The following is a 26,924-nucleotide window of genomic DNA, read 5'->3' as shown; positions in this document are numbered from 1 at the left end:
GAGGGCACCGGCTGCCCGCCAGAGCCGAAAAGAATGGTCGACTACATGACCGGAATTAGCTGAGCGCTGACCGGAAACTGGCGAGCGCCCCGAGAATGCAGTTGAGGCTTTGCCACTACTCCTGCCACGTCGTTGCTGGGTTGCGAACACCTCGTGCAGTATTCCACAGGCGCTATCGAGGGCACCGGCTGCCCGCCAGAGCCGAAAAGAATGGTCGACTACATGACCGGAATTAGCTGAGCGCTGACCGGAAACTGGCGAGCGCCCCGAGAATGCAGTTGAGGCTTTGCCACTACTCCTGCCACGTCGTTGCTGGGTTGCGAACACCTCGTGCAGTATTCCACAGGCGCTATCGAGGGCACCGGCTGCCCGCCAGAGCCGAAAAGAATGGTCGACTACATGACCGGAATTAGCTGAGCGCTGACCGGAAACTGGCGAGCGCCCCGAGAATGCAGTTGAGGCTTTGCTACTACACCAGCCCACGTCGTTGCTGGGTTGCGAACACCTCGTGCAGTATTCCACAGGCGCTATCGAGGGCACCGGCTGCCCGCCAGAGCCGAAAAGAATGGTCGACTACATGACCGGAATTAGCTGAGCGCTGACCGGAAACTGGCGAGCGCCCCGAGAATGCAGTTGAGGTTTTGCTACTACTCCAGCCCACGTCGTTGCTGGGTTGCGAACATCTCGTGCAGTATTCCACAGGCGCTATCGAGGGCACCGGCTGCCCGCCAGAGCCGAAAAGAATGGTCGACTACATGACCGGAATTAGCTGAGCGCTGACCGGAAACTGGCGAGCGCCCCGAGAATGCAGTTGAGGCTTTGCCACTACTCCTGCCACGTCGTTGCTGGGTTACGAACATCTCGTGCAGCATTCCCACAGGCACTATCGAGGGCACCGGCTGCCCGCCAGAGCCGAAAAGAATGGTCGACTACATGACCGGAATTAGCTGAGCGCTGACCGGAAACTGGCGAGCGCCCCGAGAATGCAGTCGAGGCTGAGCCATCGCTCCAGCCCACGTCGTGCTGGGTTAGGGTTTACCCCGTTAACACGCCCGGGTACCGATCGGCTGATGGCTGTAGTCGACCGGATTAATGCCCGAGGGCAGGGGTACAGTGCGACTCGGTCGTATCCCTGCAGCCCCTAAGTGGGCGATGCGGCGCGAGATGCCGTCGCAGCGGTACACGACGCGGTGGGATGAGCGGCAGCTATCGGCCAAAAGCGGACAGCCCGGTAAGCTGCCCACCTAAGCCATGAGTTGAGATAATCGACCGCAAAACGCAGGTAGCGACACCAGCGCCTTGGCTGTCAGATACCCTTACCCAACATCTTGCCGTTAACGGTCTTGCCGTAAAGGTTCACGCCGTCATTGGCGTGGTACTTATCTCGAGTTTTCTCGACTGAGCCATCAATCAAGCGCGGGTCTTGCGGTCGCTCGTGGCTGTTCATGAAGGCCGCCACGTTCCAGGCGTCTTCATCTGACAGGGTGCCGCCTTTGCCCAGTGGCATGTTTTCCTTGATGAACGCCGCAGCCGTGTTGATTCGATGCATGCCAGCACCCCAGTTGAACGAGTCCGCCCCCCCAGAGTGGCGGGAATACATAAAGGTCACCAGACTTCTGCCCTTCCCCGTTTGGCCCATGACAGACGGCGCACTGTGCGTCGTAGACCTGTTCTCCCTTCGCCAGGTCGTAGCCGCCTTCGGGTTGTGGCACTTCCGGATAGGCCCGACCGGGCAGCTCTTGCCCCGTGGGTGCTCCGGTTGCAAGCCAGTAGGAATAGGCTGAAAGCGCGGCGATAACGGGGCCGTCAGCCTCGGGTGCCTTGCCGTTCATACTGAACTGGAAACAGCCCTGAAGGCGCTCGGCATAGCTGTTCACCTTGTCGTTCTTCTTTCGGTACGCCGGGTACATGGTGTAGGCAGCCCAGAGCGGCGCAGAGTTGGCTTTCCGGCCTTGTTCGAGGTGGCAGTTCGCACAGGCCAGGCCGTTGCCCACATAGTCGGGCGCATGCGTCTTGGTATCGACGAATATGGCGCGCCCTTGCTGTACCAACTGCCCGTAGGCGTTGTCAGGCAGTTCGCTTTCCTTGGGCGGTTGGAAGTACTTGCTGCTGGCGGGATCACCGGCCCCGGTCAGGATCTGCGACTGATCTTCCATCGCGATGTCGTCCGCGAGCACCGGGAAGGCCAATGACATCAACAGCAGTGCGCTTGTATGGGGCTTCATTTGGCTGCTCCTTTGTCGGTCAGGCCTGCGAAGTATGTCGAGACCGCCATTACCTCGTCCTCGGTCAAGCTACGCGCGATGTGGCCCATCAAGTCGTTGGGGTCGTTCTTGCGGGTGCCCTGACGCCAGGCGGTCAACTGAGACGACAGGTACTGTGCCGACTGCCCGGCCAGCGGTGGGAAGGCGTCGCCGACGCCCGTTCCGCTGGGCCGTGGCAGGCAACGCACTCGGGGATGTTGCGTTCCCAGGCGCCGCGCAGCGCAAGGGTTTCGCCAGGCCCGTCGACCAACGCGGTGCGGTCGATTCGCTCGACCTGCGGTTGCGGCTTGTCAGCCAGCATCGTCGAGACGGCCTCGGCTTCCTCACGGCTTAAGGCTGCCGCAATGGGCTGCATGATTGGATTCGCCCGCGCACCGGATGCGAAATCAGCCAGTTGCTTGCGCATGTAATTCGCCGACAAGCCGGCCAGACGGGGGAATCCCGCAGCGGCCATGCCTTCGCCCTCGGCGCCGTGGCAGGTAGCGCACGCCATCGCGGCGGTGTTGGCCCCGCCTTTGCTGTACACCGCAGCGGCATCCGCGGCGTGCGCGGACACCGAAATCGCAAGGAAGAGCCCGGCCAAGGGCCAGAGGGGGACGTTCATGTAGCCTCCAGATCATTCTTGTTATAGGTGCCGGTGCTGACTGACCGTGTCGTGTTGCTAGCGTTTGGACAACGGCCCCATGATGCCATTCAACGCCTCGGGACGAGGCGCGCCCTGATGCTGCTGCAGACGCCCTTGCTCATCTAGGTAATAGATAGCCGGGGTGGCCGAGGCGCCCATTTCGCCCATCAGGGTGAGGTTCGCCTCAAGCTGTTCATTCACCTCGGGCGCGATACGCTTGATGGCCTTGAGCGTGCTGGCCTTGCCCGCGGCCTCGTGCTCATTGAGCGCCGCCTCAGGGTCCTTCGCGGCCAGCAGTGCCGCGGATTTACCGGCGCTGTCCGGGCGCAGCATGCCGACCATCACGTGGCGAAGCTGAACGTCACCCGCTTCGACCCAGGGCCGCGCCTGTTTCCAGAACATATTGCAGAACGGGCAGTTCGGGTCGGAAAACATGTAGATAACCCGTGGCGCCTCAGCCGCGCCGTCAGCAATCCAGGTGCTGCTTTCGAGCCGCTGCCACATCTCGCTGCTCATCGGCTCATACACAAGCTTTTCCAGCGGTGCCTTGGTCAGGTCTTCGCCAGCGGAATCCAGCAAACTGCCGACCACGACATGATCACCGTCCGGTGTCAGATACAGCGCAATGCCCTGTCCGTTGTAACGCGCTGCGTAGCCCTTTAATCCTCCCGGCGCGTCGAAACTGCCGACCACTTTGGCTCCGCGCGCTTCAATGGCCTGAACCGCGGGAGGCAGCGTTTCGGCCAGCGCCCAGGGCGTCGGCAGTAAGGCGAGCGTTGAGATAAAAAACGAAAGTGAACGTACCGGTTTCATGGCTGGGTTTTGACCTCTAGTTGCTCAAGGGCGCGCGCCAGGCTGGCACGGGACAGTTCACCGAGATGGCTGCCAACTTGGCGTCCCTCGGCGTCATAAAAAAGCGTGGTGGGCAGCGACGCAGACCCTACGTGCTGGCCCAGACGACCGCCGGTGTCGAGCAGAACGTTTTCCAGACCGAGCCCTTCGGCTTCGAGGAAGTCGGCGATCAATCGCTCGCCCTCGCCCTGGTTGACGAAAAGAAAGGTCACGTCGGTGTTTTCTTGTTGCGCCTGCGCAAGGACCGGCATTTCACGCCGGCAGGGCGGGCACCAAGTGGCCCACAGGTTGACCACCAGCGGCTTGCCAACGTAATCCTGCAAGGCGACGGGTTTACCCCGGTTGTCCCGCAGGCCCATCTCAGGCAGTCGCGTGCCCTGCTCGAACGCGTGCAACGCAAAGGTCCCGAACCCCCAGCTGAGCACACCCACCAGCACCGCTGCGCCCAGCGGTCGGCGCAGCCCGCTGTCGCGCCAGGCCAGCCAGGAACCCAACAGAACGGCCACCAGCAAGCCCGGCCAGGCAATAAAACCGCCGTCACGTATGTCGATCACGCGCCAGGGCTCATCTCGGAAATGCTCGACGTACACCAGCACGAAGGCCAGCCGCGCGACCAGTAGCGCCACCAGCAGCAGCCTGAAGAGCTGTTGTTCCGGATTCCGCTCGCTGCGCCGCCCAACCCACCAGCCGGTCAGCATCGCTATAAACAGGCTCACCAGCATCAGCACATGTGGGACGGCAAGCGCCAATGGCCCCAGGTTGATCGTCAGCATCAGCCACGCTCCATTGTCTGGTTCCATCTGTTCAGAAACTGATTCGCATCGACCTCGCCGGTGATGCGCTGGGTTCGCCGCTCTTCCCCGTCCGGGCCGATGAAGAGCAGCGTCGGCGGCCCCATGACCTGATAGCGGTTCAGCAGCTCGCGACTGGCGGGATCGGTCTGCGTCACGTCCGGCCGCAGAATCCGCACGCCGGTGAGCGCTGCCTGCACCTGGGCGTCACCGAACACCTCCTTTTCCATGACCTTGCAGGACACGCACCAGTCGGCGTAGTAGTCCACCAGCACCCACTGGCCCGCGGCCCTGGCGGCAGCAAGCTCACGATCAAGGTCGGCCGGCTCGCTGAAGCCGACAAATCCGTGGGCAGGCTCAGCACCTTGCGAGGACGCAACGCCGCCTGTGAATACACCGAGCGGCCGCATGACATCCTGTGCGCCGCCAGCCGCTCCGAGCAGCAGCGCTACGCCCCAGACGCCGGCCAGCGACGCCACCGCGCGGCTGAGCGCCTGATGCCGCACCAGTTCCCGCGACAGGTGCAGCAGCCCGCTGGCACCCACAACCAGCAGCGCGCCCCACAGCCCTACCCAGAGCGGGTCGGACAACAGCGGACGAAGCACGTAGAGGGCGGCGACCAGAAATAGGAAACCGAAGGAAACCTTGACGCGATCCATCCACGGCCCAGGCTTGGGCAGGAAGCGATTGCCCACCGTCACCAGCAGCACCAGTGGCGTACCGATCCCCAGGCCCAGCGCGAACAGCACCAGGCCACCGTTCACGGCGTCGCCGCTTTGGGCGATGTACAGCAGCGCCGCGGCCAGCGGTGCAGTCATGCAGGGGCCCACCAGCAGCCCGGACAACACGCCCAACGCGCTGGCCCCGGCGAGGCTGCCGCCCCGGCGCTTGCGGCCGGCCTGCTCCAGCCGATCACGCAGGCCCGCCGGCAGTTGCAGTTCGAAGAAGCCGAACATAGGTAAGGACAGCAGCACGAACAGGCCAGCGAAACTTGCGATCAGCCACGGCTGCATCAGCCATCCCTGCAGATTCGCACCCAGTAGCGCCGCCACCACTCCGAGGGCGGCGTAAACCAGCGCCATGCTGAATACGTAGGCCCCAGCCAGCGCCATGCCGCGGCGAGGCCCGGCCTGGCTACCCACGACGATGCCGGCCAGGATGGGCAGCATCGGCAGCGAACAGGGTGCAAAGGCAAGCAGCAGGCCGAGTCCGAAGAAGATCAGCAGGCTCCAGCCCAGCGACTGCTGCTGTAGCCCGCTGGCCAGGGCCTGGTCGTCGGCCTGAACCGGCATGGACGGAGGGGTGCTGCTGCCGCCCAGCTCTACCGTGCGGCTTTGCGGCGGATAGCACAGGCCGGCATCGGCGCAGCCTTGCCAGCCGAGTTCAAGCGACGCGAGATCCGCATCGGGGAGCTGCACTTCCAGGCTGTCGCGATAGATTCGCGAATCACCAAAATACTCGTCATGGTACGGCTCGCCAGGCGGCAACTGGGGCTCGTTCCCCGGTGGCAGCCCTGCGAATCGCAGGCGCTCCTTGTAGAGGTAATAGCCGGGCGCAATATCCCAGCGCAGCACGGCGCCGCCAGCGTCAGGCTGCTCGACGTGCAGCGTGAACGCTTCATCCACGGGCAGAAAGTCCTGCTGCTTCTGACCGAAGGTGAACGGCGAAGCGTTCGCCAGCTGCACAGACCATAGGCAGCAGGCCAGAAAGATAAAAAGCGCTCGCATGCACAACACCCGATTACCAGATTCGACGGCGAGCTTGCCGACTCGGGATTAAGAGGCGATTAACGAGGCATGGACACAACCTGTAAGGCCGAGCGACGTTGAGGCGCGAGCAACTCGGCGTACCATCTGCTAACGCGCCGTTAATCCAGGCGGACGATACTGACTGCTGCCTATCAAGCGATTCCCACATGCACGTACTGCTGACAGAAGACAACGCACTGATCGCCAGTGGCATCGTCGCCGGGCTAGAAGCCCAGGGCTTCAGCGTGGCCCATGCCGCTACGGCCGGGCAGGCCGACTCGCTGCTGCGCACAGCCAGCTTCGACCTGATGGTTCTCGATCTGGGTCTGCCTGACGAAGACGGCCTGCGCTTTCTGCAGCGCCTGCGCCGCCGCGGCCTCGAGCTGCCTGTGCTGATCCTGACCGCCCGGGATGCGGTAACCGAGCGGGTCTCCGGGCTTCAGGCGGGCGCTGACGACTACCTCGTCAAACCCTTCGACCTGCGTGAGCTCGCTGCCCGCCTGCATGCCCTACTGCGCCGCGCTGCCGGGCGGGCAACGCAGATGATCGAACACGGCCCGCTAAGCTACGATCCCGCCGCCTGTGCGGCCTTCATGGCAGGCGAACCCGTGGACCTGTCGCGCCGTGAACAGGCGCTGCTCCAGGCGCTACTGCAGAACCCCGGCCGCGTGCTATCGGCCGAGCAGCTCAAGGACGCCGTGTACGGACTGGGCGATGACGTCGAAAGCAACGCCCTGAATGTCCATATCCACCATCTTCGCCGCAAGCTGGGTAACGGCATCGTCGAAACCGTCAGAGGGATCGGTTATCGCCTGGGCCCGGCCGGCCATGCGTCGGCGTCCACCGAGGCACCCGACCCATGAGCTTGCGCCTGCGCCTGACCCTTACCCTCGGCTCGGCCTTCGTGCTGCTCTGGGCGCTGGCCGCGACCTGGATGCTCTTCGATGTTCGCAATCAGTTGATGCAGTCCCTCGATCAGCGCCTTGCTGCGTCGGCGCGGATGGTTGCGGGTCTGTTGGTGCAACTGCCGCAACCGCAACTGGGCGAAGGCGGTATCACCCGGCTGAGTGCGGAACAGCTTGGCATCGAAAACGGCCTGGCCTGCCAGATCAGCTCCTTGCGGGGTGAAATCCTGGCGCGCAGCCATGCGGCGCCAGACAGCACGCTCGACGCTCAGCGCACCGGCTTTCACGACCAGATGATTGGCGATACCGCCTGGCGTAGTTTCACCTTCATCCAGAACGGCATGCGCATCACCACGGCCGATCGCCTTGACGAGCGCACCGCACTCCAGCGCTCGGTGCTCCTGGCCGCGGCACTGCCGGTGTTCGTCGCGTTGCTGGGCAGCCTGATCGTGTTGTGGATCGGAATCGGCAACGGCCTTGCGCCACTCAGACGCATCCGCACGGCCCTGGCGCAGCGCAGCGCCGACTCGGTAGAGCCGTTGCACATCGAGCGACTGCCGCGAGAGCTGACGCCCCTGGTCGAAACCCAGAACCAGCTGTTCGCGCGGATCGCGCACATGCTCGAACGCGAACGTCGGCTCACCGATGACGCCGCCCATGAACTGCGCAGCCCGCTGACCGCCATCAAGACCCACCTGCAGGTCGCGGCCATGACCGAGGGCGATACCGCGAAACGGGCATTGGCCCAGGCCGAGGTCGGCACGGATCGCCTGCACCGGATCCTCGAACAGCTGCTCATGCTGGCGCGGGTCGAAGGTCGCGTGTCCTTCAATGACGGCCTCAGCTGCACGGCCCTCGACGTCGCGCAGCTGGCGATCGCTGACGCCAGTCAGCAGCCCGGGCCGCACATCGAGCTGTGCGGGGCGCAAGATGTCTGCCCTCACCCACTGGCGATGCCGCCCACCCTGGCGGTCGCGGCGTTGCGCAACCTGCTCGACAATGCCCGCCGCCATACCCGGCACGGCACAGCCATCCGCTTGACGCTCTCACAGCTGGATGAACGCCGGGTTCGCTTCAGCGTGCAGGATCACGGCCCGGCCATCCCGCCGGAAATGCTCGAGCGTCTGACGGAGCGCTTCTGGCGCAGCGGCGAAGGTGAAGGCAGTGGTCTGGGCCTGTCCATCGTCAAGGCGATCGCCGAGCGCTGTGCCTGCGATCTGCGTTTCGAGCCGCAGGCGGACGGCCTCATCGTCGAGTTGGTGGTCAGCCTGCAGGCTCCCGCTCCCTGAAGACGGCACCTCGATAACCTGAACGTCCAGCCACGCACACCGTCCGAATAGCTGACTGAGCAATCCGTTAACCATCGTCGGAGGTGGCAATGCTTGTTTTCGAACCTGTTTATACAGACGGCCTGGCGCAGATTTCCTATCTGGTCGGCGACAGCAAGGCCGCGGTAGCCGCGGTCATCGACCCACGCCGCGACATCGATATCTACCTGCAAATGGCCAAGGCGCGAGGCCTGCGAATCGCCTACGCCATCGAAACACATATCCATGCCGACTTCGTGTCCGGCGCCCAGGCGCTGGCGAAGCGCACCGGGGCACAGATCATCGGCGGTCGCGCGGATAACTACGAGTTCGAGCTTCGCCAGGTCAGCGGTGGCGAGACGATAGAGCTCGGGCAGGCCACGCTGCAGGTCATGCACACGCCCGGGCATACGCCTGAACATATCTCCCTGCAGCTGTTCGACGCCCAGCAGGGCGACCAGCCGATCGCGCTGTTTACCGGCGATACCCTGTTCAACCTGGACGTCGGGCGCCCCGACCTGCTGGGCGAAGGCAGCGAACGAAAGCTGGCCGGCGCGCTGTACCACACACTTTTCGATCACTACCTGCCCCTTGGCGACAGGATTGAAATCTACCCCTGCCACGGCGCCGGCTCGGCCTGCGGCAAGTCTATCGGCGACCGTCGCCACTCCACGCTCGGCAGCGAGCGTCTCTTCAACCCCGCATTGCGCGAGCAGCGGAGCGAGGACGCGTTCATCGATTGGCTACTGGCGGACATGCCGGAACCACCCCGTCACTACGCGCGCCTGAAAAAACTGAACTTGCGCCCAGCGGTGCAGATAGAAGGCCCTGCCCTGCCGCCGCCCCTCGCCCCGTCCGACTTCGAGGCACTGGCCGCGCACGACATGCAGGTTGTGGACGTCCGCTCGATCCTCGCGTTTGGCGGCGGGCACGTGCCCGGGGCGGTCAACATCGCCCTGCGCAACGAGTTCGTGAACTGGGCGGGCCGGATGCTCGACGACGCTCGCCCGATCCTGCTGGTGGGCGAATCGGCCGACGATGTCCACCAGGCTGTCACCCAGCTCTACCGGATAGGCCTGGACGATATTCGCGGCTATCTGCGCAACGGCATGACGGACTGGCAGAACGCGGCGCTACCGCTGAACAGGCTTCAGGAATGGACGGTTCATGAACTGAATGCACGTCGTGAAGCGCCCGATGTACAGGTGCTGGATGTACGCAGCCCCCAAGAGGTTGCGGCGGGTCGGGTGCCTGGCGCCAGGCACATCTTCGTCGCGCACCTCGCCGACCGGCTCAACGAGCTGGATCCGGACAAGACCACCGTCACCTACTGCGGATCCGGCTATCGCGCCTCCATCGCTGCCAGCATCCTCAAGAAAGCCGGCTTTCGTGATGTGGCCAATGTCCCCGGTTCCTGGATGGCCTGGAAGGCGGCAAACCTGCCGGTCCAGGAAGGCTAAGGTCTTATCCGGTCGCGCGGCGCAGGTGTCTGGCTTGCCACCTGCGGGTGCGCGATCAGAAGGCGACTTGAAGCAGCAAGGCCGACGCGGCAACAGCCGCGACCAATCCGAAGCCCCGCTGCAGCAGGCGCCCGTCCAGGCGAGAGGAAACCGTGCGGCCGGCGAACATCCCGAGCACGGCACCGGCCGAGAATGGCAGCGCCACTGCCCACTGGATGCCACCCGTCAGCGCGGCGGACAACACGCCGCTGACCGACACCAGGCCGATGACCGCCAACGACGTGGCGGCAATCGAACGCATCGGCAGATCACTGAAGCGACTGAGCGCCGGCACCAGCACGAACCCGCCGCCGACCCCCAGCAAGCCGGAGAGGAAACCGGCCAAGGTGCCGGAGGCGGCGACGGTCGCTGCACAGCGTGAGGTCCAGTGAAAGCGGCCCGTCTGCGGGTTCAGCCGACAGGGCACGGCTCTCGGGGTCGTGTCATCGCTCGGCGGGCGCCTGAATGCCCTGAAGGCGACCCAGAACATCACCAGCGCAAACACCACGGCAAGCACATCGTGCGCTACCCGCGCGGCCACCCAGAGGCCGACGGGCGCGAGCAACACGCCACAGCAGGCCATCAGGGCCGCCGCCTTGTACCGGACAATGCCGTCCCTCAGACCAATCACTGCCCCGACCCAGGCCGCGAATCCGACCGCCATCAACCCGATTGGCGCGGCCTGATGCAGCTCGAGCCCGACCACGAAGATCAGCAACGGCACGGTGAGGATGCCGCCGCCGGCACCGGTCAGCGCCAGGACGAGGCCGACCAATAGCCCAAGCCCGATCTCAACCATCGTTGCGCTCCGGAAGCCTTGGATCACCTTTCGATTTAGAGCGACTGCAACCTATCACTGCGGCTTCCCTGAGAAGCGTGTCTGCAACTCGTAGAGCGCCATACCCGCCAACATGGCGAGGACAAAGATCAAGGGTTCGCTCCGACCACTCAAAAGCGTCGCGACCGCCGGACCCGGACAATAGCCAGCCAGCCCCCATCCCGCTCCGAATGCCAGGCTGCCCAGTACAAGAGGGCGATCGATCCGGGTGGCGGTGGGCATTCGCATGATATCTCCCAGCACCGCCCGGGACCGTTTGGAGGCGAAATAGAACCCGACACTGGCGACCGCAATCGCACCGCCCATAACGAACGCGAGCGAGGGGTCCCACGGCCCGGCCAGATCGAGAAAGGCGATCACTTTGGACGGATCGGCCATCCCTGACAGGATCAGGCCAAGGCCGAAAACCAGCCCCGCTACAAAGGCGCTCAGCAATTTCATGGCAACTCCTCAGCCCAGCAGGTGGCGGATGACGAACACGGTTAGAAAGCCGCTGGCCATGAACGCGGCCGTCGCGACCAGCGAGCGCGGCGACCGTCGCGACAACCCGCAGACGCCATGCCCGCTCGTACAACCGGAGCCATACCGCGTGCCGATCCCGACCAACACACCAGCCGCGATCAGCGTCAAGGTGCTCGCCTCTACTTCGATGTCTGGTTGCTCGAACGCGGCCTGAAACAGCACCGGCGCGATCACCAGCCCGGCAATGAATGCAACACGCCAGAGCACATCGCCTTTGCCTGGCCGCAGCAAGCCGCCGATCACGCCGCTGATGCCCGCGATTCTCCCGCTCAACAGGATAAATAAGGTCGCAGCAAGACCGATCAGCGCGCCCCCTGCGAGCGAGGACCACGGTGTGAAATGTGCCCAGTCAATCGTCATGCCGAGGGTTCCTCGCGTTCGGGATGCTGACAGTAAAGCCGGTAAAGCACCTGCATAACCTCCATCGCTTGAGGGCTGGCGATGCTGTAATGCACTTGCTTGCCCTCGCGTCGGGTGCTGACCAAGCCGTTATGGCGCAGCACCGTGAGCTGCTGCGACAGGGTCGGCTGCACAATGCCCGTCGCACTGGCGAGGTCACCCACGCAGTGCTCGCCCTGGGTCAGCTGGCAGAGCAACAACAGGCGGTCGGGGTTGCCGAGCACTTTCAGCAAGCCGCAGGCGTCCGCGGCACTGCGACGAAGCGTTTCGATATCGATTTCTGCCATGTGGGCCATTTTGTTCAGGTGGGTCAGGTGGATTTGACAATACGATTTATCAATATATATTTCAATAGATCGTATCAACACGGCAGCGGACGCCCGGTCGGAACTCGACCTCCCGCACACGCCCTACAATTATGCGGCATCGCTGTGACTTTCACCTCGCCGCGCCCACCCCGTCGGCGCGAACCTGGAGATCAACATTGTTGCCGCTGACCGAAAACTGACCCAGTAGAGGCTGTTCTGCCGACTGAAAACTGACCCAGGTGTTCAACTGCTTCTGCTCAATTTTTGAGCAGGAGAACACAGGGTGATCAGTATGGAAATGATGGGCAAAATTCGGCGGATGTATTTCCGCGACAAGCTGTCGCTGCATGAGATAGCCAAGCGCACCGGGCTGGCGCGCAACACGATTCGCAAGTGGGTCAGAGCACCTGAGGCCAAGCAGCCGGTGTACCAACGCCGCGCGATCTTTAACAAACTCAGCCCTTTTCACGTCACGCTAGAGCAGGCGCTAAAAGCCGATTCGCTGCGCCCCAAGCAACAGCGGCGCAGTGCCAAGGCGCTGTTGGCGCAAATCAAAGCCGATGGTTATGACGGTGGCTACAGCCAGCTCACCGCGTTTATCCGTGCCTGGCGAGGGGGACAGGGCAAGGCGTCGCAGGCCTTTGTGCCGCTGACCTTTGCTCTTGGCGAGGCGTTTCAGTTTGACTGGAGCGAGGAAGGCTTGCTGGTCGGCGGCATTTACCGGCGTATGCAGGTGGCACATCTGAAGCTGTGTGCCAGCCGTGCGTTCTGGCTTGTGGCGTATCCGAGCCAGGGCCATGAGATGTTATTTGACGCCCATACACGCTCGTTCGGCGCCTTGGGCGGCGTGCCGCGCCGGGGCATCTACGACAACATGAAGACCGCCGTCGACAAGGTCAATAAGGGCAAAGGCCGGGCGGTGAATGCACGCTTTGCGGTGATGTGCGCGCATTACCTGTTCGATCCGGACTTCTGCAACGTCGCCGCTGGTTGGGAAAAGGGCATCGTTGAAAAGAACGTGCAAGACAGCCGCAGGCGTATCTGGCTAGACGCCCAGGACTGTCAGTTTCACTCCTTCGAGGAACTCAATGCCTGGCTGGGCCAGCGCTGCCGCGCGCTTTGGAACGAGCTGACGCACCCTCAATACAGCGGGCTGAGTGTGGCCGAAGTGCTTGAGTTGGAGCGCGCTGAACTGATGCCTGTGCCAGCGCCATTCGACGGTTACGTCGAGCGGCCTGCGCGGGTCTCCAGCACCTGCTTGGTCAGCGTCGGGCGCAACCGCTACTCGGTGCCGTGTGAGTACGCGGGTAAGTGGGTCAGCAGCCGTTTGTATCCGACGCGAATCGAGGTGGTGGCTGACGACGCGCTGATCGCCAGCCATGTCCGCTTGCTGGATCGCGACCAGGTCAGCTATGACTGGCAGCACTACCTCCCGCTGATCGAACGCAAGCCCGGTGCGCTGCGCAACGGCGCGCCCTTTGCTGATCTGCCGGCGCCGCTGCGTCAGCTTAAGCACGGTCTGGGGCGTCATGCCGGCGGTGACCGGATCATGGCGCAAGTTCTGGCTGCCGTACCGGTCGCCGGGCTCGATGCCGTGCTGGTAGCCGTTGAGCTGGTACTGGAGAGCGGCAGCCTGAGCGCCGAACACATCCTCAATGTCGTGGCGCGCCTGGCCGCGACCGAACCACCACCCAGCGTCGAAACCCACTTGTCGCTCAAGGAAGCCCCCGTCGCTAACACGGCGCGCTACGACCGCCTGCGTGGCCAGGCCGAGGAGGTCGGTCATGCGTGATTTGATGGCGGAACTCAAGGAGCTGCGCCTGCACGGCATGGCCACGGCCTGGGCGGAGTTAACTGCACAGGGTGAGTCGAACACAGCCTCGTCCAAGTGGCTGCTCGAACACCTGCTGGAACAAGAGCACACAGATCGCGCCATGCGCTCGGTGAGCCACCAGATGAACATGGCCAAGCTGCCGATGCACCGCGATCTGGCCAGCTTCGATTTCAACGCCTCTAGCGCCGACGCACGCCTGATCAGCGAGCTGGCCAGCCTGGCCTTTACCGACACCGCGCAGAACGTGGTGCTGATCGGTGGGCCAGGCACCGGTAAAACCCACCTAGCCACCGCGCTGGCCGTGTCCGGCATCACCCGGCATGGCAAGCGCGTGCGCTTCTACTCCACGGTCGATCTGGTCAATCTGCTGGAGCGCGAAAAACACGACGGCAAAGCCGGGCGGATCGCCCAGGCACTGCTGCGCATGGATCTGGTCATCCTCGACGAACTGGGTTATCTGCCGTTCAGCCAGGCTGGCGGTGCGTTGCTGTTTCACCTGCTGTCCAAGCTGTACGAACACACCAGCGTGGTGATCACCACCAACCTGAGCTTCGCCGAATGGTCGAGCGTGTTCGGCGACGCCAAGATGACCACCGCCCTGCTGGATCGGCTGACCCACCACTGCCACATCGTCGAAACCGGTAACGAGTCCTATCGCCTGCAACACAGTAGCTTGGCGGCCCAGGCCAAGATCAAATCACGGGAGCGAAAGCGTAAGGGCGGCCAGGAACCGGAGGACGATGAGTCGTTCTGATTTCATGGTGACGACGGCCTGCTGCATGGCTGCATGTGGCAGGTCTTCAACAGCTGAACTGGGACAGCGAGGGAGTGGGTTCAAAAGCAGCTGCGCTGGTAGACTTATCCACAGTTGCTGGTAACAAAATCAGCAATCCGCCCTGGGTCAAATTTCAATCGGCAGGGTGGGTCAATTTTCCATCAGCGCCAACACGGTGGGGCACAAGAAAGCCAAGGCTCTTGCTGCGCACCTCAACGGATGCATGCCCGATGCAAAGGTCAGGGCGTTTGATACCGTGTTTCCGCCCCATAGCGAACAGCTCAAACAAGCAGTCAGAAGCTATGATGTGATTGTCGACTGCACGGGCGACGATGAAGTATTGGATGCTCTGGCTTCGTTCGATTGGCAGAGTGAAAAGCTCTTTGTGAGCCTAGCTATGACGTGGCGAGCGGAAGGCCTTTTCGCGTATGCCGCTTCCGAATCGAGCTTTCCAGCCATAGATGCCAAGGCCCAATTCTCAGCCTCTCCCACCCCGACCTTCGACGACTTAGACGAAAAGATCGAAGGTATCGGATGCTGGCATGCCGTATTCCCTGCGACCGCCGATGATGTTCAGCTATGGGGAGCGATTGGTAGCAAATTCATCCGTAGGGCCGTATTGAGTCCAGGAAGGCACTACGAGTATTTCCGGCAAATGCCGGACGGCACAGTCGAGCATGCAAAATGAAGAACTCTGTCCCGCTCTCATTCTCGAGCCCCGGTGCCCCATACACTGTGACCTTTGAGGCTGCAGCCTTAAGTAAGATGGTAAGTGACTGTGTCCGGGCAGGAACGCACGAAACGGGCGGCATTTTGATAGGGAAGTACAGTAGCGACGGGAGCGTTGCCCTTATCTCGGAAATTACATCACACCCCAAGGACTCAATCAGCAGCTCAGTCACCTTCCAACGCGGAACAATTGGGCTGAGAGAATTGCTCGCCGCGCGTTGGGATGAAGGTTTTCACTATGTCGGTGAGTGGCACTATCATCCTGGCGGATCACCGGAACCAAGCGGCCCCGATATGCATACCATGCGATCCATCGCTACAAACTCCAAATACTCGTGTCGAGAACCGATTCTGATCATCTTAGGTGGACGCCCTCCACGAGAAGTAAAGCTCAGTGCAACAGTTTTTCCGGCCAATAGGCCAAGCGTGAGATTAAATCCATTCTCCTATAGCTGACACGCGCCACCTTTCCTGCGGGCTGTTCAGCCTAAATGCTGTCCAAAGATGGTTAGCTCAACAGACTGCCGCTTATGGCCGGTTTCAGCCTGCTACGACAGGCACCTCCCGGCCAAAAGCAGCCGCTCGGATATCTCTGCAAAAGCTGGGCTCTTCACTCGACGAAGAAATCGAGCCGTGTTGAGATCTGTGTCTATACTTTGACTGTTCAAAAATCTGGTTTAGCTCTTGGGGTATGGTGCATTTGTCATGCAGTTCTACTGAAGCTGGAGCATCGATTTTGCCTGGCTAGCATCACACAGAAACCATATTTCTAATGGGCAAACAGTCATTTTTTGGACCGCAGCGATATCGATGGATCTCATGAAAGCCAAAAATAAGGAATAGCTATATGTCTGGGACGTTTGAAATATACAACGACAAAGCGGGTGAATTTCGTTTTCGGCTCAAAGCCAACAATGGCCAAGCAATTCTGGCCAGCGAGGGCTACAAGGATAAGTCTGGATGTCTAAATGGAGTCGAGTCAGTCAAAAAAAATGCGCCTGATGATGCACGCTACGAGCGTAAGGCCAGCGGGGCTGACAAGTTTATGTTCAACCTTAAGGCGGGTAATCACCAAGTAGTCGGGACGAGCCAGTCATATGCCTCCGAAGCCTCACGCGACAAGGGTATCGAGTCGGTGAAAAACCACGCACCCGACGCTAAGGTTGTTGAGGTGGGCAATTAATCGCTTCAGTCTGTTCAAAATCACTTGGGCATTTCGTTGAGATGGGCGGCTGAGTATTCTTAATAGCCGCTTTTCCCTGCTCGGATGTGATCGACCGCTTCTGGCCGAAAGCCGTCTTCACAACGGCGACTACCGGCCAGAAGCGGAAGCTGGCGACAGTGCATCGGGTGCCATGTTGTAGCCATCTGTCGATGGCAGCTTGCTGCAGACTGGTTTGTAGCACCTGTTGACAGCCTGCTGCCCCAAATTGATTAATAGCGGCAGATGAAAGCGCTTTACCGACTTGCCTTAACGTTAGAGAAGAGATTGAAGGCAAACTCGGGCTTTCTTGCGGCCTCTCCGCATGCTCTAACCACTCCAATTTGAATGGATGGTTTTCGCATGCCTGTTCGTCAGACATATCTATGCCTGTTAATCCTCGGAACCGCGTTCTGGGGGATTTCGTTTGCCTTCACCAAAGTGGGTGTTGCGGACGGGTCACCCTTCGTATTCCTGGGGTACAAGTTCGCACTCGCTACGCTAGTGCTTTGCGTGATCTTTTTCAGACGGCTGAAACTGATCAACAAAGAAACGCTCCTGGCCGGCGTGGCCATAGGTCTACCCTTGTGTTTGGGTAACATTTTCCAGACTGTCGGGCTTCAGCACACCAGCATCACCAACACCGCCTTCATCACTGGCCTGGATGTATTGCTCATCCCGGTCTTCAAGTGGGCTCTCTTTCGGAAGCGCGTCGAGCCTCGAATCTGGCTCTGCTGCGCCGTCGCGCTGACAGGGCTCTATCTGATCGTTACGAGGGCCGGGCTTACTCTGAATCCAGGTGACATCTGGATCATGTGCTGTGCAGTCTTTTTTGCCGCATATGTGCTCACGGTTGGCTTCTTCTCGCATAAGTACGACTCGATGCTTACGGTCATCACTGCGCTGGCTACCTGCGCTACTGGATGCCTTTTTGCTGCACTTTTCGACGCTAGGGCCGAATGGGCCCCAATGGATTCCTCCTTCTGGGAAGGAGTTCTGTTCTGCGCGTTGCTCGCCACAGCCTTCATGTACGCGGTTCAGAGTGCTGCGCAGAAGTATCTCGAAGAAGAAAAAGTAGCCCTGACCTACCTGTTCGAGCCCATCTTCGCAGCATTCGCGGGAGCGATGCTCCTTGGCGAAACCTTGGATGGAAGAACCCTGGCCGGTGCAGCTCTCATCTTTTCAGCTCTGCTGATCGCCGAGATTGATGTACCCAAGTTCTTATCCCGCCTGCTGCGCGCCCTGTTTGCCCCGTGGGCTAGGCGCCAATGAGTATTTGGATGGAATTCTGTGGAGGCTTTGGTCGGTAGCTGCCGGAGGCAGCATTTGGCCGGTTGCAGCCGGTCAGACGTCTAGCTCGGTCTGTTACATCAGCGTAGGTTCTGAACCCTTTCGAGATGAAACGCATGGTAAAGATAGCCGGTGCAGGCAGCAGATCTACGATCTGCCTTCCACCGCGCGGAAGGTCAGCTTGCGAAGTATTTATTCCTTTACCTCACCACCCGAGGTGCGTAGTAATCGCTTAGTGCGGCCTCGTACCGCCCTAAGCAAATTTCGCAAATTTATTTAGGTAAATTACTCAGAACCCAGACGTTGAGAGCTTGCCGCAGTTCTTCATTCATATTTGAGTATGCCTGCTGCAGCATAGCTATTAGTCTTTCTTTATCAGACATTTTGGGTAGCCAATCATCAATGCATAGATGATCCACATTACGCCCAATGCGGATTGCAGCGATAACTAGGTCCGCTACAGCTCGTGTGTGGTTTGCAGAGTATGCCGCATCGCCTACGAATTCTATATCCAAGCTCTTTAACAGCTTAGAGCATTCGAACACACCGACATCACCTAGAAAGGCTGTCGTATCTATTTCGCAACCCAAGCCACATATGAAGCCAGTTGAACGTCTAGACCTCTGTACAAAGAAAGTTTGTAGGAAGTGCCAGTCCCCAGTTCCTGCGGCAGACGGAAGGTTTAGAGCGGCAATCCCACTGAGATACCTGTTCCGCGTGGTTTGAGGGATAACAATGCTAGACATAAGATCGAATCCATCACTAGCGTCATGTTCTGATCAATGAAGCCTTGCGCAGCATAAGACTATGATTGGTATACGCCTCACTGCATCCGGCGAGAGTGAGTACACGACGATTTCATAAGCCCCGCATATTGCTCTTATCATTCACTGAGCTAATAGGAGCAGAGTCATCTAGAAAGATTATTTTGCCAATAAATTCATGCATTTTCTCAAAGCTCCCAAAGAGAAGATGTAACACCCTCAAACTAACAGAAAGCTCATCTTCTAATGAATTGAATTTGGTACCAATTAAGCTTCGCTGGATATCCGAAATAGCTCGTTTTTTTAATTCTAGTAGATAATTCTTGTCATATCCAAGCTGTGATGTGGTGTAGTCCGCGAGCCCTTCGAAACCGATGCCTAGCCATCTTTTCTCGCTTTGATAAATACCCGCTATAAAACTTGAGTAACGGTGCTCATTAATATCAAAATTTTCAAATTCTTCCCAATCATTAAAACTCAGACCACACTTGCAGTTATGCCAAAAACCGTCATCGGTTTCATTAAAAATTGAAAAACTTTTCGCACATGCTTGGCATTTATCTACCAAACGTACATTACAGTGTGAGCAAACAGTTACACGATGAAACTGATGCACTTTTCTCCAATAGCTAAATCCGTTTTGTTCCATGTCGTGCTTAGAGCATCTAAGGCAGATTTTAATGCTATGGTGAGCTATGTAGGAGTTTCTAACGGATCTGGTGGCTGAACTGTAATTGGACAAATATTCTACGTTTTTACCTGTAGTTAAATAAGCATGGACATCGTACCCAGTGCAAGAGCTTAGCAACAATTCTAAGCTATTAGCTGTGGTTCCAGTATTTAGTTCGGATAGTTTGGCAATGCTTTGCTTATTTATATGCCACTGGTTTATGCCGAATTTGGCATCGTGAAAATGTCTACTAACCGAACCGCTGACAATTCTGTCTCTAGCTAGAAGCGAATTTATCGTCTCGCCTGCCTGAGGTCTTACGACCAAACTGGATAACATCTATCACATCCGAAATAGCGATGGCCGAACGAGCTAGCCTTCGTGACCAGACCTTGAAACAGGTTTTATCCCCCAGAGACAGTTTTTATCCCTGAGGAACACTTGGTGGTTTACAAATAATTCTGACAATTTCAGCCCCTTGGATCAGGGGCTGGGCCCGCTTTGAAGTTAGCATTGAGATAATAATATTTCGACAATTCGCATGGTGAGAACGATTAGATGCAGGATTTTTGCCAAAATATTCTGACAAATCTCAACACCCAAAGAGCGTAAACGGTTGGCTACCAGAATTTCCCGCCAGAGTAAGCTCACTACGGTAAGCAGTTTCGCGGGATTCGGATGCACCCGCTCTGAGGCCAGCGAGTGTTTACGATCAGCTCGCAAATCGTCTGCTGGGTCTGTTCTTCGGAATCGCGCCGGATGATAAACCTTCCACCGTTGCAGATTTTGTCATCGTAGGGCCACGCTTCGAAGGCTGCTTCCTCGCATCACTTGAATATTCTAGCGTCTGTTACTCCACAGGCCTTCGCTGTACACATACCGACCCATGTCATGGCGATTTGCTGGTCACTTAGGAGCTCGGGCTTCGACCTGCGGACCTCCTTCATTCCTCCCGCAGCCTCGGGGTACGCAAACATCCCACCGAATTTCGTCACGCCATGCTTGAAGTTGAAAGTATTGATATCATATGGACCAAAATGTCTAAACACTGACCTTAGAGGTAATGATAAATGTCCCGACTGGCAGAGTACCGTAAACTGGAAGAGCAATTGAAGTCGCAAATGGCCGAACTTGAGGCCATGAGAAACGACAAGAGCCTTAAAAAGGATATGGAATTTGAAGATAAGCTTCGCTCGCTGATGGGTGAATACAGCATTACTCTACCTAGTTTGATCAATATTCTTGACCCGCAGTTTGGGACTCGTCGCGCTCCGGTTCAGCAAGGCCCGACACCACGCCGTGCTCGTCAGGTCAAGACATACAAGAACCCTCACAGCGGTGAAATAGTTGCGACCAAAGGTGGCAATCACAAGGTCCTGAAAGGCTGGAAAGCAGAATATGGAACGGATGAGGTCGAAAGCTGGATCCAGTGATAGCTTAGATCCCTCTGGTTTCAATAAGAGGTCTAATTAAGGCCTCTTAAGTTACGCATGAATATGCATTGGCCGATCCGCCGAGCAGCACAAAGCAGTACGCCACGGATTAGCAGAGGTGGCCCGCTAGTTATATTGGCCATATCGCAAATCGCTAAATAGCGTGATTTTTAAAAGCCTGGCGCCTCGATCAGATAGCCCATTCCGCGAGCAGTTTGTATCAGCTTCGGCTCGAACTCATCATCAATCTTTGCCCTTAACCGGCGTACCGCCACCTCGATTACATTGGTATCGCTATCGAAGTTCATGTCCCATACTTGGGAGGCGATAAGTGACTTTGAGAGCACTTCCCCGCGACGCCTAAGCAATAGCTCAAGAAGTGCGAATTCCTTTGCAGTTAGGTCTATGCGTTTCCCCGATCGCGTAACCCGTCGTCTCAGCAAGTCCATCTCAAGGTCGAGGAGCTTGAGTATCGTTTGGTTGGGAGCATGGCTGCCGCGGCGAAGCAGCGTGCGTATCCTGGCAAGCAGTTCGGAGAAAGCAAACGGCTTGATGAGATAATCATCAGCGCCCAACTCCAATCCCTTTACTCGATCCTGAACCCCGTCTCGGGCGGTAAGGAATAGCACTGGAACGTCATTACCGGCAGCGCGGACATTCTTTAAAACCTGCCACCCATCCAAGCCAGGCATCATCACATCTAAGATGAGCAGGTCGTATTCCCCGTGAAGCGCGTGCTGAGCAGCATCAGTCCCGTTCTCTACTCGATCGACAGTGAAGCCGGCCTCCGTGAGCCCCTGCTGTAGGTAGGTGCCTGTTTTCGGCTCGTCTTCAGCAACAAGAAGCTTCATAAGGTACTCCTGCAAGCATTTAGAACAGTGTGGCGGTTGTCGGTCCTTGCATCCAGTACCTTACAGAAACGTAATGCTCGCATCATCTGTCTGACAGCTTCTAGCGTTAACGTCTACACCAGCAGTTGCCTCCACACTCTGCTTTTTGGCCATTTCCATGCTCCTTTGGCCTATTGGCGCCTTGATGGCGCCTTTTTTTTTTGCATGCTGGAACAGAACCTATTTACAGCAGGTAAAGATGCCATACACGCAACCTGCGCTTTCGCTTGTACTCACTTCTTCTGCGTTACTGACGAAACCGTAATGTTTCGATCAGGTTTCTGACAGGGACACTCGGTTAGCTTACACACAAGCCCAAGCCTCTGTTAATGGAGCTGCGCTGGGTCTCCCGTATCTTCGTAAACAAAGGTAAAAAGTCATGAAACTTTTCAAATCCCTTTCTGTACTGCTCGCCATCGCAGCAAGCTCTTCCTATGCAATGGCAGAAGGTGGTGGTGATCGTACCTTTGCTCGTATGGAGCAGGCTCGCCAAGTAGCGATCGCTAGTTATCAGGCTGACCAGAACGACCAAGCCCAGGAGCTAGCCGCGAAGGAAACTTCAGCGAAGCACGCTCATGCTAATTGCTGAAGCGAAACCGTACGCAGATTTGACTGCGCAGCTCTTAACTGTGGCAGCTTCTGCGATGTTATAGCTGCCACGGTGCTGGTATAGGCAGAAATGTTTGTAGAACCGGCGAAGCCGTTATAGCTACTTCGAACCATGGCTCGTCAAAAACCTAACCTAATATCTTCGCACCGAGCAGACCAAGTTTATACTGGCTAGTAGGTTACAACCCTCTTGAGCGGCTAAGATTTGATAATTATCCAATCTCATGAGGCCTTCTAGACTGCCCGCAAAGCCTGGAAAGATCCGCTGAAAAGCAGTGAATGAGCAACAAACTGCTAATGAACTGCTAGATTATGGCCGGACCTTTTTAGCGGCTCTTATCCAGCCCGCGGTTTAAGTAAAGCCAGCTAAAGTGACCGGAACTCTGATCGCAGACGTTTTCGGGGCGCTTTAAACTTACAAAAATGTAATCACGCGTTTTTCTTCGGCATGCCATATTTACGAATAATGGCGAGTCGCTTGATAAGACAGACCGTGCGCGAGCTTCTAAGATCGATTAACGCTGGCAACACCAACCCTAAAGGCTGGTTTCGGCTTGGCTCCTTAGCTTGATTGGAACGTACACATGCAACGTAAAACCTCTAGGCGAACCTTTGTTAAAGGCTTGACTGCCGCAGGCCTCCTTGGCGGTCTTGGCTTGTGGCGAGCTCCGGTCTGGGCAGTGAGTAGCCCAGGCCAGCCCAGCGTACTAACCGGCACGGAGTTCGATCTGCTGATTGGGGAGACGCCGGTCAATATCACCGGCGCGGCCCGGACAGCGATGACTATCAATGGGACCATCCCAGGGCCGCTTCTACGTTGGCGTGAAGGGGATACCGTCACGCTGCGCGTCAGGAATAAGTTGAGCGAAGATACATCGATTCACTGGCACGGCATGATCCTGCCGGCCAACATGGATGGCGTGCCTGGATTGAGCTTCCACGGCATCGCTCCCGATGGCATGTATGTCTACAAGTTTCAGGTTAAACAGAACGGTACCTATTGGTACCACAGTCATTCAGGCCTACAAGAGCAGCTTGGTGTCTATGGTCCCTTGGTCATCGATGCGAAGGATCCCGAACCGTTCAGCTATGACCGCGACTATGTGGTGATGTTGACTGATTGGTCCGATGAGGATCCCGCTCGAATCCTTTCTAAGCTCAAGAAGCAGTCCGATTATTACAACTTCCACAAGCGCACTGTCGGAGACTTCATTAACGACGTGAGCGAAGACGGCTGGGCCGCTACGATTGCGAATCGGAAAATGTGGGCTCAGATGAAAATGAGTCCCACCGACCTCGCCGACGTAAGCGGCTACACCTATACCTATCTAATGAACGGCCAAGCACCCGACGGGAACTGGACCGGCATCTTTAAGCCCGGCGAGAAGCTTCGTCTGCGGTTCATCAACGGCTCGGCCATGAGCTATTTCGATGTCCGCATTCCAGGGCTGAAGATGACTGTAGTCGCAGCCGATGGCCAATACGTCAACCCAGTTAGCGTCGACGAATTCCGCATTGCCGTGGCAGAAACCTACGATGTGATTGTCGAGCCTGCGACCGAGGAGGCTTACACGATCTTCGCCCAATCGATGGATCGCACAGGATACGCCCGTGGCACGCTAGCGGTTGCCGAAGGGCTGAGCGCTCCTGTTCCAGAAACCGATCCTCGACCACTAATCACCATGGACGACATGGGGATGGATCACGGCAGCATGGGCGGTATGGCGGGCATGGACCATGGCGGCGACATGGGCGCGATGGACCATAGCAACATGTCCGGCATGAACCACGGTGACATGCAAGGGATGGGCGACATGGGCGCAATGGCCGGCATGGATCACAGCAAAATGGGTGGGATGTCCGGGATGGACCACTCTGGAATGGCTGGGATGAGCGCAGGTATGCAATCGCACCCGCCCTCAGAGTCCAATAACCCACTGGTGGACATGCAGACCATGAGCCCAACTCATAGGCTGAACGATCCCGGTATTGGCTTACGAGACAACGGCCGCCGAGTCCTGACCTATAGCGACTTGAGAAGCACTTTCCCCGATCCGGACGGCCGTGAGCCCAGTCGGACGATCGAACTCCATCTCACCGGCCACATGGAGAAGTTCTCTTGGTCATTTGACGGTATAGAGTTCTCTGATTCGGAGCCCCTGCGGCTCAAATATGGCGAGCGGGTACGCATCACTTTGGTCAACGACACCATGATGACCCATCCGATTCATCTGCATGGTATGTGGAGCGATCTTGAGGATGAGAATGGAAAGTTCATGGTTCGCAAGCACACGATCGACATGCCTCCAGGTTCGAAGCGCAGCTACCGCGTGACAGCCGATGCACTCGGGCGTTGGGCTTATCACTGTCACCTACTGCTTCACATGGAAATGGGCATGTTTCGTGAAGTCCGAGTGGACGAGTAAGAGGAACTTTATATGGGAAATTTTATGAAGCGTAAAACTCTTATCGGCAGCGCGTTAATGTTCAGTCTGCTGGGCGTAATGAATATATCAGCTGCGTTTGCAGAGCAAACGCATGATCAGCACAAGCAACCATCGGCTTCGTCGCAAAATTCAGGCAACAAGCCGGCATCTCAGACACAAGGCTCCTCTAACTCAGAAATGGACCACGGCGACATGGATCATGGCTCGATGGACCATGGAGAAATGGAGCACGGCAAGATGGATCATGACCCCAAGGCCACTGATACTGAGGTGGATTCGCACCATGACCACTAGACCTTCTCGCTTTGCTCTGATTGCGCTCGGAGTTTCGTTGAGCGCAGCGGCTGGAGGGACAGCCAACGCTGCCGAGATGATGGATCATTCGATGCATCAAACCCCTCCTGCTGAGGCAGCTCAAGCCCCTGCATCTTCAGCGAAGCCCGCAGCTAAGAATCATGGCTCCGGTGGGCAAACGGACCATTCTGCGATGGGTCATGGTGCGATGGACCATAGCACGATGAACCATGGCCAAATGAAGCATGACGATACGCTCGAAATGCCCGGCATGGTTCATCCCTCGTTCATTCCAGTATTGACCGATGCGGATAGAGAAGCGGCTTTCCCTGGTCTTCAAGGTCATACAGTCCATGACAAGTATCTGGCCTGGTTCCTTCTGCTAGATCAACTTGAGTACCAGAACGCAAATGAAGGTAGCACCCTCAGTTGGGAAGCTACTGCCTGGGTTGGTGGCGATATCAATCGGTTCTGGTTTCGCTCGGAAGGTGAGCGAACGAATGGCGTTACTGAAGATGCGGAAATTCAGGCGCTCTACGGGCGTGCCATCAGCCCCTGGTGGGATGTGGTAGCAGGTGTTCGCCAGGACTTTAAGCCCGAGTCGCCGCAGACGTGGGCGGCTTTAGGCGTCCAGGGGATGGCTCTGTATAACTTTGAGGCGGAAGCCACCGCCTTCGTCGGTGAAGGTGGGCAGACAGCAGCACGTTTTGAAGGCGAGTACGACATTCTCCTCACTAACCGGCTGATCCTCCAACCGACTGCCGAGCTCAATTTCTATGGCAAGGACGATCCTGCGCGCGGAGTAGGCGCTGGTCTCGCAAACACAGAGGTGGGGCTCCGCCTCCGATACGAAATCGTTCGTGAGTTCGCACCGTACATCGGCGTCACGTGGAGCCGGGCATACGGTAATACCGCCGATATGGCGAGAGATGAAGGCGAAGACGTAGATGAGGCGCGGTTCGTTGCTGGCATCAGGCTTTGGTTTTAAGGACCCTAGATGAAAAGAATAATTATTAGCTTCGCTGCCTTCTGCGCACTAGGCCTGTTGGTGGTGGCCGGTGTTGTTTTCTCGGGACTAATAAACGTTGCCGCGGATGATCCTCATACGGGAGTCGTGCACGCATTCCTGGAAACTGCTCGCAATCGCTCGATTGAGGTTCGCTCCGAAGACATAGTCGTGCCATCTCTCGACGATGAAGACCAAATCCGCGCCGGGGCGGGGAACTACGACTCGATGTGTGTGGGTTGTCATTTGGCGCCAGGCATGGCTGAGACCGAGCTAAGCAATGGCCTTTATCCCGCTCCACCCAGCCTGGCTGAAGCGGGGCCATACGATGACCCAGCAAAAACATTTTGGGTCATCAAGCATGGCATTAAGGCCACTGGGATGCCCGCGTGGGGTAAAAGCATGGCTGACCCGTACATCTGGGGAATGGTGGCTTTTCTGCAGAAGCTTCCTGAGTTAGATGAAGGAGCGTATCGAGCACTCGTTGCGTCTAGCGGTGGTCACCAGCATGGTGGTGGGGAGACCCCAGCTGGGCATAGTGAGCAACACGGCGAGATGGCCTCGGGCGACCACCATCAGGGCGACAGTGGCGGCTCGGATCACCATGGCTCCAGCAGCACAGGTGGAGCATCCGGCCAATCAGGCTCCGGTCATCATGGTAATAACGAAAGCGATGACCATCATGCGTCCGAGGAGCCCCAGGCGGTTGAGCACAGCAATGGCAGTGACAGTGCCGATGCGGAAGGCAAATCCCCTTCAAAAAACCATGTGCACGCAGACGGGAAGCAACACGAGCACTAACATCCGGTATATGTGTGCCTATGCGGTTCTGATCGAGGCTCTAAGAAAGGCGGTTCAGCAAGCAGAGGATCGGCCCTAGGCCATCCTAGTCGACGCAACGGTACCGGAGGGCTTTGCAATTGC

General features: G+C 58.2%; 26 protein-coding genes and 2 pseudogenes. 16 read left to right on the top strand and 12 right to left on the bottom strand.

Features of this window, described 5'->3' with window-relative positions; genetic code table 11:
* Positions 1–1,092: 1,092 nt before the first annotated feature.
* Positions 1,093–1,248, top strand: coding sequence for a DUF4113 domain-containing protein (locus tag F753_RS50295; protein ID WP_425337496.1), 156 nt, complete (start codon positions 1,093–1,095; stop codon positions 1,246–1,248).
* 58 nt (positions 1,249–1,306) lie between these two features.
* Here F753_RS50295 and F753_RS32395 read toward each other — a convergent pair.
* The 5 genes and pseudogenes from F753_RS32395 to dsbD all read right to left on the bottom strand — a co-directional run bounded on the left by F753_RS32395 (position 1,307) and on the right by dsbD (position 6,259).
* Positions 1,307–2,225, bottom strand: a pseudogene (locus F753_RS32395) (c-type cytochrome).
* Positions 2,222–2,868: pseudogene (locus tag F753_RS32390) on the bottom strand (c-type cytochrome). Before F753_RS32390 ends, F753_RS32395 begins: the two co-directional pseudogenes overlap by 4 nt.
* Positions 2,869–2,925: 57 nt before the next feature.
* A complete protein-coding gene (dsbG, locus tag F753_RS32385; protein ID WP_003289357.1) occupies positions 2,926–3,702 on the bottom strand; it encodes a thiol:disulfide interchange protein DsbG in 777 nt (258 codons plus the stop codon).
* Positions 3,699–4,514 carry a TlpA family protein disulfide reductase gene (locus F753_RS32380; RefSeq protein WP_023444733.1) on the bottom strand — a complete coding sequence of 272 codons (816 nt, stop codon included), beginning with the start codon at positions 4,512–4,514 and terminating at the stop codon, positions 3,699–3,701. The genes dsbG and F753_RS32380 overlap by 4 nt, the downstream gene beginning before the upstream one ends.
* Positions 4,514–6,259: a protein-disulfide reductase DsbD gene (gene dsbD, locus F753_RS32375; RefSeq protein ID WP_023444732.1), complete on the bottom strand. Its 1,746-nt coding sequence runs from the start codon at positions 6,257–6,259 to the stop codon at positions 4,514–4,516. Before dsbD ends, F753_RS32380 begins: the two co-directional genes overlap by 1 nt.
* A gap of 188 nt (positions 6,260–6,447) precedes the next feature.
* Here dsbD and F753_RS32370 point away from each other — a divergent pair, with 188 nt between their 5' ends.
* From F753_RS32370 to F753_RS32360, 3 genes are all read left to right on the top strand, one after another.
* Positions 6,448–7,143, top strand: a complete 696-nt coding sequence (locus tag F753_RS32370; protein ID WP_003289360.1) for a response regulator — start codon at positions 6,448–6,450, stop codon at positions 7,141–7,143.
* Positions 7,140–8,474 (top strand): sensor histidine kinase, encoded by a 1,335-nt coding sequence (locus F753_RS32365; RefSeq protein WP_003289361.1) that lies wholly within the window; start codon positions 7,140–7,142, stop codon positions 8,472–8,474. Before F753_RS32370 ends, F753_RS32365 begins: the two co-directional genes overlap by 4 nt.
* Positions 8,475–8,563: 89 nt before the next feature.
* Entirely contained in the window at positions 8,564–9,952 is a 1,389-nt protein-coding gene (locus F753_RS32360; protein WP_023444731.1) for an MBL fold metallo-hydrolase, read from the top strand.
* Positions 9,953–10,007: 55 nt separating this feature from the next.
* On the opposite strand, the gene F753_RS32355 is transcribed toward F753_RS32360, so the two are convergent.
* From F753_RS32355 to F753_RS32340, 4 genes are read right to left on the bottom strand one after another with little or no spacing between them, the layout of a single operon-like run.
* Positions 10,008–10,790, bottom strand: coding sequence for a sulfite exporter TauE/SafE family protein (locus F753_RS32355; RefSeq protein WP_003289367.1), 783 nt, complete (start codon positions 10,788–10,790; stop codon positions 10,008–10,010).
* Between the two features lie 54 nt (positions 10,791–10,844).
* Positions 10,845–11,270 carry a YeeE/YedE family protein gene (locus tag F753_RS32350; protein WP_003289368.1) on the bottom strand — a complete coding sequence of 142 codons (426 nt, stop codon included), beginning with the start codon at positions 11,268–11,270 and terminating at the stop codon, positions 10,845–10,847.
* Positions 11,271–11,279: 9 nt separating this feature from the next.
* Positions 11,280–11,711, bottom strand: coding sequence for a YeeE/YedE family protein (locus F753_RS32345; RefSeq protein ID WP_003289369.1), 432 nt, complete (start codon positions 11,709–11,711; stop codon positions 11,280–11,282).
* Positions 11,708–12,046 carry an ArsR/SmtB family transcription factor gene (locus F753_RS32340; protein WP_003289371.1) on the bottom strand — a complete coding sequence of 113 codons (339 nt, stop codon included), beginning with the start codon at positions 12,044–12,046 and terminating at the stop codon, positions 11,708–11,710. Before F753_RS32340 ends, F753_RS32345 begins: the two co-directional genes overlap by 4 nt.
* Before the next feature lie 304 nt (positions 12,047–12,350).
* Here F753_RS32340 and istA point away from each other — a divergent pair, with 304 nt between their 5' ends.
* The 5 genes from istA (at position 12,351) to F753_RS32320 (ending at position 16,579) form a co-directional block, all read left to right on the top strand.
* Entirely contained in the window at positions 12,351–13,850 is a 1,500-nt protein-coding gene (gene istA, locus F753_RS32335; RefSeq protein WP_023444720.1) for an IS21-like element ISPst3 family transposase, read from the top strand.
* Positions 13,843–14,646, top strand: coding sequence for an IS21-like element ISPst3 family helper ATPase IstB (istB, locus tag F753_RS32330; RefSeq protein ID WP_013983804.1), 804 nt, complete (start codon positions 13,843–13,845; stop codon positions 14,644–14,646). Before istA ends, istB begins: the two co-directional genes overlap by 8 nt.
* A 166-nt stretch (positions 14,647–14,812) precedes the next feature.
* A complete protein-coding gene (locus F753_RS32325) occupies positions 14,813–15,355 on the top strand; it encodes a ThiF family adenylyltransferase (RefSeq protein ID WP_023444730.1) in 543 nt (180 codons plus the stop codon).
* Positions 15,352–15,852, top strand: coding sequence for a Mov34/MPN/PAD-1 family protein (locus F753_RS50290; protein WP_081262852.1), 501 nt, complete (start codon positions 15,352–15,354; stop codon positions 15,850–15,852). Before F753_RS32325 ends, F753_RS50290 begins: the two co-directional genes overlap by 4 nt.
* 391 nt (positions 15,853–16,243) lie before the next feature.
* Positions 16,244–16,579: a YegP family protein gene (locus F753_RS32320; RefSeq protein WP_003118434.1), complete on the top strand. Its 336-nt coding sequence runs from the start codon at positions 16,244–16,246 to the stop codon at positions 16,577–16,579.
* On the opposite strand, the gene F753_RS49530 is transcribed toward F753_RS32320, so the two are convergent.
* Entirely contained in the window at positions 16,554–16,979 is a 426-nt protein-coding gene (locus tag F753_RS49530; RefSeq protein ID WP_155737914.1) for a hypothetical protein, read from the bottom strand. The two genes, F753_RS32320 and F753_RS49530, sit on opposite strands and share 26 nt — an antisense overlap.
* Here F753_RS49530 and F753_RS32315 point away from each other — a divergent pair.
* On the top strand, positions 16,961–17,869 hold the full coding sequence (locus F753_RS32315; protein ID WP_003291567.1) for a DMT family transporter: 909 nt from the start codon (positions 16,961–16,963) through the stop codon (positions 17,867–17,869). The genes F753_RS49530 and F753_RS32315 overlap by 19 nt on opposite strands.
* Positions 17,870–18,745: 876 nt before the next feature.
* On the opposite strand, the gene F753_RS50165 is transcribed toward F753_RS32315, so the two are convergent.
* On the bottom strand, positions 18,746–19,660 hold the full coding sequence (locus F753_RS50165; protein ID WP_081262849.1) for a TniQ family protein: 915 nt from the start codon (positions 19,658–19,660) through the stop codon (positions 18,746–18,748).
* 731 nt (positions 19,661–20,391) lie between these two features.
* On the opposite strand from F753_RS50165, the gene F753_RS32310 reads away from it, so the two are divergent.
* Complete coding sequence (locus F753_RS32310; RefSeq protein WP_014822230.1) at positions 20,392–20,754, top strand: histone-like nucleoid-structuring protein, MvaT/MvaU family; 363 nt, start codon at positions 20,392–20,394, stop codon at positions 20,752–20,754.
* Between the two features lie 170 nt (positions 20,755–20,924).
* On the opposite strand, the gene F753_RS32305 is transcribed toward F753_RS32310, so the two are convergent.
* Positions 20,925–21,605: a heavy metal response regulator transcription factor gene (locus tag F753_RS32305; RefSeq protein ID WP_014822231.1), complete on the bottom strand. Its 681-nt coding sequence runs from the start codon at positions 21,603–21,605 to the stop codon at positions 20,925–20,927.
* 418 nt (positions 21,606–22,023) lie between these two features.
* On the opposite strand from F753_RS32305, the gene F753_RS32300 reads away from it, so the two are divergent.
* From F753_RS32300 to F753_RS48990, 5 genes are all read left to right on the top strand, one after another.
* A complete protein-coding gene (locus F753_RS32300) occupies positions 22,024–22,233 on the top strand; it encodes a co-regulatory protein PtrA N-terminal domain-containing protein (protein WP_023444727.1) in 210 nt (69 codons plus the stop codon).
* Between the two features lie 604 nt (positions 22,234–22,837).
* Positions 22,838–24,679 (top strand): copper resistance system multicopper oxidase, encoded by a 1,842-nt coding sequence (locus F753_RS32295; RefSeq protein WP_023444726.1) that lies wholly within the window; start codon positions 22,838–22,840, stop codon positions 24,677–24,679.
* A gap of 12 nt (positions 24,680–24,691) precedes the next feature.
* On the top strand, positions 24,692–24,994 hold the full coding sequence (locus F753_RS32290; protein WP_023444725.1) for a hypothetical protein: 303 nt from the start codon (positions 24,692–24,694) through the stop codon (positions 24,992–24,994).
* Entirely contained in the window at positions 24,984–25,982 is a 999-nt protein-coding gene (locus F753_RS0124785) for a copper resistance protein B (protein ID WP_015275567.1), read from the top strand. The genes F753_RS32290 and F753_RS0124785 overlap by 11 nt, the downstream gene beginning before the upstream one ends.
* 9 nt (positions 25,983–25,991) lie before the next feature.
* Positions 25,992–26,801 carry a c-type cytochrome gene (locus tag F753_RS48990; protein WP_003292639.1) on the top strand — a complete coding sequence of 270 codons (810 nt, stop codon included), beginning with the start codon at positions 25,992–25,994 and terminating at the stop codon, positions 26,799–26,801.
* Positions 26,802–26,924: the final 123 nt, after the last annotated feature.

This window comes from Stutzerimonas chloritidismutans AW-1, from assembly GCF_000495915.1.
In the GTDB taxonomy this organism is placed as follows: Bacteria; Pseudomonadota; Gammaproteobacteria; order Pseudomonadales; family Pseudomonadaceae; genus Stutzerimonas; species Stutzerimonas chloritidismutans.
Note: the sequence above shows the minus strand (reverse complement) of the source record. Positions and strands in the feature narration are given on the sequence as shown.